Annotated in this window: 4 protein-coding genes; 1 reads left to right on the top strand and 3 read right to left on the bottom strand. The window is 72.4% G+C overall.

Annotated features, from left to right (window positions below; all coding sequences use genetic code 11):
• Positions 1-93 precede the first annotated feature (93 nt).
• From JNW89_RS30710 to JNW89_RS30700, 3 genes are all read right to left on the bottom strand, one after another.
• Entirely contained in the window at positions 94-588 is a 495-nt protein-coding gene (locus JNW89_RS30710; RefSeq protein ID WP_238451737.1) for a SigE family RNA polymerase sigma factor, read from the bottom strand.
• Positions 589-629: 41 nt separating this feature from the next.
• A complete protein-coding gene (locus tag JNW89_RS30705; protein WP_238451736.1) occupies positions 630-2420 on the bottom strand; it encodes a 3-hydroxyacyl-CoA dehydrogenase family protein in 1791 nt (596 codons plus the stop codon).
• 120 nt (positions 2421-2540) lie between these two features.
• Positions 2541-3446, bottom strand: coding sequence for an alpha/beta hydrolase (locus JNW89_RS30700; RefSeq protein WP_238451735.1), 906 nt, complete (start codon positions 3444-3446; stop codon positions 2541-2543).
• 57 nt (positions 3447-3503) lie between these two features.
• On the opposite strand from JNW89_RS30700, the gene JNW89_RS30695 reads away from it, so the two are divergent.
• On the top strand, positions 3504-3698 hold a 195-nt coding region (locus tag JNW89_RS30695; protein WP_238451734.1), incomplete at its 3' end, for a hypothetical protein.

Genomic DNA, 3698 nt, shown 5'->3' with positions numbered 1-3698 from the left:
CGGCGCTGACCGCCCGGGTGGTCAACAGGTCGGTGTCCACCGCGCCCTCGGCGCGCTCCCGCAGTGTGTCGGCGATCCGCTGGTCCAGATCGGTCACGGCCGGCTCCCGTTGGTCGTGGGAACGCCGTAGCGCCCCCGCAGCTGGGTGAGCGCCCGCATGGCATGCGTGCGGACGGTGACCGGCGAGCAGTCCAGGATCTGGGCGATCGTCCCGTCGTCGAGATCCTCGTAGTAGCGCAGCACCAGCACCGCCCGCTGGCGGTCGGGCAGCGCGAGGATCATCCGCCACAGCTCGTCCCGCTCGGCCGCCTCGCCGCCGAGGTCGCCACCGTGGGGCCGATCGGCGAACTCCGCCGTGGCCAGCTCGCGGCTGGACAGCCGGCGCCACCAGGACGTGTTGGCGTTGACCAGCATCCGGCGCACGTAGACGTCCGGGTGGTCGACGCGGGCGATCTTGCGCCAGTGCACGTAGGCACGCGCCAGCACGTCCTGGGTGAGGTCCTCGGCGCGGTGCTCGTCACCGGTCAGCAGCCGGGCCAGGCGGACGAGCGCCGGGCCTCGGCTGCTGACGTACTCCTCGAAGGTCACATCCTCAAGACGCCGTCACGAGGGCGGCGTGTTGACCGCGGTCAGCGACGGGTGTGGTCGCGGAAGCCCCGGCCGCTCTTGCGGCCCAGGTAACCGGCGGTGACCAGGTGCTCCAGCAGCGGCGCGGGAGCGAAGCCCGGCTCGCGCAGCTCCAGGTAGAGCTCCCGCTGGATGGCCAGCGAGACGTCCAACCCGACCACGTCGAGCAGCTCGAACGGCCCCATCGGGTAGCCGCAGCCGAGCTTCATCGCGTAGTCGATGTCGTCGGCGGTGGAGTAGCTGGCCTCCAGCATCTTCACCGCGTCGTTCAGGTACGGGAAGAGCAGCGCGTTGACGATGAACCCGGAACGGTCGCCGCAGACCACGCCGGTCTTGCCCAGCGTCGCGCAGACCGCCTTGGCGGTGGCGGCGGTCTCCGTCGAGGTGCGGATGGTCTGCACCACCTCGATCAGCGGCATGATCGGCGCCGGGTTGAAGAAGTGCAGCCCCACCACGTCGGCCGGGCGCTGGGTGGCCATCGCCACGTCGATCACCGGCAGCGAGGAGGTGGTGGTGGCGAGCACGACGCCCGGCTTGCAGATCTCGTCGAGGCTGGCGAAGAGGGCCTTCTTGACGCTCAGTTCCTCGACCACGGCCTCGACCACCAGGTCGACGTCGGCCAGGTGCTCCAGGGTGGCGGACCAGTTGATCCGGCCCAGCGCCGCGTCCCGGTCGGCCTCGCTGAGCTTGCCGCGCACCACGCCCTTGTTCAGCGAGGTCTTGACGGACTCGAAGACCTTGGCGGACTTCTCCGCGCCCCGGGTGACCGAGACGACCTCGTAGCCGGCCTTGGCGAAGACCTCGATGATGCCGGTGGCCATCGTCCCGGAGCCGACCACGCCGACCTTGGCGATCCCCCGGGCGCCGTCGGCGAGGGCCGACTCCGACGCCACGGGCGTCTGCTCGTCGGGTACGACCACCGGGGAGCCCGGCCGCTCGTAGGTGTAGAAGCCCCGGCCGGACTTGCGGCCGAGCAGACCCGCGGTGACCATCTGCTTGATCAGCGGCACCGGGGCGTGCCGGCGGTCGCGACCGCCCCGCCGGTACATGGTGTCCAGGATCTCGTACGCGGTGTCCAGGCCGATCAGGTCCATCAGCGCGAGCGGGCCCATCGGCAGGCCGCAGCCGAGCTTCATGGCGGCGTCGATGTCCTCGCGGGTGGCGTACCGCGACTCGAACATGCTGACGGCGTGGTTGAGGTAGCCGAAGAGCAGCGCGTTGGCGATGAAGCCGGCCCGGTCGTTGATGGTGACGTCGACCTTGCCGAGCCGCTCGCAGAGCGCCTCGACGTCGGCGACCACGTCGGCGGAGGTGACCACCGTGCGGACCACCTCGACCAGCTTCATCACCGGGGCGGGGTTGAAGAAGTGGATGCCGATCACCTGGTTGGGCCGGGTGGTGGCGACCGAGATCTCGGTGACGCTCAGCGACGAGGTGTTGGTGGCCAGGATCGCCTCGGGCTTGCAGACCCGGTCCAGCTCGGCGAAGATCCGCTGCTTCAGGTCGAGGTGCTCGGGGACGGCCTCGATCACCAGGTCCACCGAGTGCAGCGCGTCCAGCCCGACCTGGAAGTTCACCCGCGACAGCAGGGCGTCCCGGTCGGCCTCGGCGAGCTTGCCCTTGGCGACGGCCCGGTCGGTGGAGCCGGTGAGGGTGACCCGGCCGCGCTCCAGGGCGGCCGCGGAGATCTCCACCGCGACGACGTCGACGCCGTTGCGGGCGAACACCTCGACGATGCCGGCACCCATGGTGCCCAGACCCACCACACCCACACTGGTGAACTCGCGCGCCACGACCGGCCTCCCCTGGTTGCTCCGCACCCCGCCGACTTGAACGGCGACTAAGGTTATGCGCCGGAGTCTGCCACGCGACGCTGCGTTGTCGAGACGCCGTGGGATATTTCACGCACCGGGTCAGTTCGTCGCCGGCACCCCCGTCAGCGCCAGCAGTTCGGCCACGAACTCGGCCGGCCGTTCCACGTGCGGGCTGTGCCCGCAGCCGGGAAGTACCACCTCACGGTACGTGCCGCCGGCCGCGGCGTACCGCTCCAGCACCGCCCGGGTCTGCCCGACCATCGGCTGCGGCGGGCACGCCTGCTCCCCCGGCCAGCCCGGCACCATCCCCAACGACCCCAGGTACGCCAGGTCGAACAGCGAGGTGTCCGAGACGATCACGTCGGCGTCACCGCGTACCCAGGCGACGGGTGGCTTGACCTCGACCGCGACCAGCTCGTCGGCGAGCCGGAAGTGGGCCGGGGCGAGCGCGTTGAGCACGCCGCGCGACCCGGGCGCGGTGCCGGGCCAGTGCGGCGAGGTGCCCGCCGTGCCGGGGTAGTTGTCCTCGCCGGTGGCGGTGGAGAGCAGGCTGTCCAGCAGCAGCTCCTCGTCCTCGCCCAGCGAGGCCGGGTCGGCGACGTAGGTGGCCCGCAGCACGCTGCGGGGGCTGGTCGGGGCGTCCGCGCTCCGGTCGCCGGCGGCGAGCCTGGCCACGAAGTCCGGGTTCACCGAGCCGGCGCCGGTGCCGGCGAAGTCGGGCGTGGTCGGGGTGCCGTCGAGGTCGCGGGTGCCACCGAAGCCGTACGGCGACACCGGGGCCTCCAGCAGCAGAGCCGCCACCCGGTCCGGGTGGTCGACCAGCAGCCGCATCGCCACCCCGCCGCCGAGGGAGTGCCCGACCACCACCGGGCGCGCGCCGGCGGCGAAGAGGCCGGGCTCGTCGAGCAGGGCGGCCACGTCGTCGGCGAAGTCGGCCAGTCCCCGGGTCGCGTCCACCGGGGCGGTCTCGGTGTCGCCGTACCCGCGCAGGTCGGGCGCGACCACCCGGAGCGTCGCGGCAGCCGGCTGACCAGCGGCTCCCAGAACGCCGAGGAGGAGCCGTTGCCGTGCACCAGCAGCACCGGCACGCCGTCCGGCGGCCCGGCCACCCGTACCCGCTGGGTGATGCCGTTCGCCGTCACGGTCCGCTGCGCGATCTCCATCCGCGGCATGCTGCCACGGCGGCGTCCCCCGGTCCATGGGCCGGCCGCCCACGATCCGGCGCGGCCGGATGTGCCGCGCCCCGCACGACGACCG

Source organism: Micromonospora sp. 4G55, assembly GCF_016803375.1.
This window is presented reverse-complemented; position numbering and strand designations above follow the sequence as displayed.